The sequence below is a fragment of the Xanthobacter sp. BG11Y11_SDJG genome (genome assembly GCF_057364445.1).
This window is the reverse complement of the sequence record NZ_JBNFNU010000755.1, coordinates 1-959: the sequence shown is the minus strand read 5'-3', so window position 1 is coordinate 959 and position 959 is coordinate 1. Positions and strand designations below refer to the sequence as shown.

Genomic DNA, 959 nt, shown 5'->3' with positions numbered 1-959 from the left:
CGCGGCCGCACATCACTCGCGGCAGGACGCCCGCGCGCCGAAGGCGGGTTGACGGACGGCCCCGGGCCTGCGCGGCCGCAGGCCGGCGCAGACGGGGAACCCCCATCTCAAAAGCGGGGCGGAAAAAGCGCCGGCGCGTTGGTCCGTCAGCCGACCTCGGCGAGGTCCGCCATTTCGGGACTCGACACCGATAAGGAGGGCCGTGCGGCCCGCCGCGCGCGCTGAAGCACCGAGCCGATACGCCGGTAGAGCAGACGCGGCTGGATCGGCGCTCCGAGACCGGCATCATACCCGGCGCGGCCGGCGGAGCGCGCGACCATGGGCGCGGCGACCTCCAGGATCAGGATCGCCGGCACGCTGCCGCCGTCGCGATACGGATTTTCCGGCACCTTGTCGGCATCGTCGACCTGCACCACGAGCACATCGACCGCGCCGGCGCCCGCAGGGGGCTGGATCTCCTCAAGGCTCGATGCCTCGACGACCGCCCCCACCCCGAGGCCGTCAAAGCTTGCCGAGTCGCCTGGCGGCGCTCGACGTGGGAATCCACGAGAAGAATGCGGGCGGTTGGTAACACCTTCATGGGGCGCTCCAATATGGAGGCACGGCCGGTCCGCAACTTAAGCCGGACGTGCGCGTTGAGCAGCACCGGCCGATACAACCCCGCAATCGTATCGACTCGCCGACGAAAATAGCGGCACCCGGGAACCGAAGCAACCACCGTCATCGCCCCGCAGGCCGATATCCGCTTGGCACAGCGCCCGTATCGGTTGCGCGACGCGCCGCGCGGCCCCGCCGGTCAGCGCTTCATGTTGCCGAGGATGCCGCGAAGGATGGCGCGGGTGAGCTGCGTGCCCACCTGGGTCGCCACCGTGCGCGCCACCTGCCGCACCACCACTTCGGTGGTCGACATGCGGTCGAGGCCCGCGGCGTACCGGCGCCCCGCGCGCCGCCCGGCGATG

The 959-nt window shown here is 71.3% G+C and carries 1 protein-coding gene; it reads right to left on the bottom strand.

Features of this window, described 5'->3' with window-relative positions; genetic code table 11:
* Nucleotides 1-146: 146 nt before the first annotated feature.
* Nucleotides 147-491 carry a hypothetical protein gene (locus AC2W7M_RS26310; RefSeq protein ID WP_486136123.1) on the bottom strand — a complete coding sequence of 115 codons (345 nt, stop codon included), beginning with the start codon at nucleotides 489-491 and terminating at the stop codon, nucleotides 147-149.
* Nucleotides 492-959 lie beyond the last annotated feature (468 nt).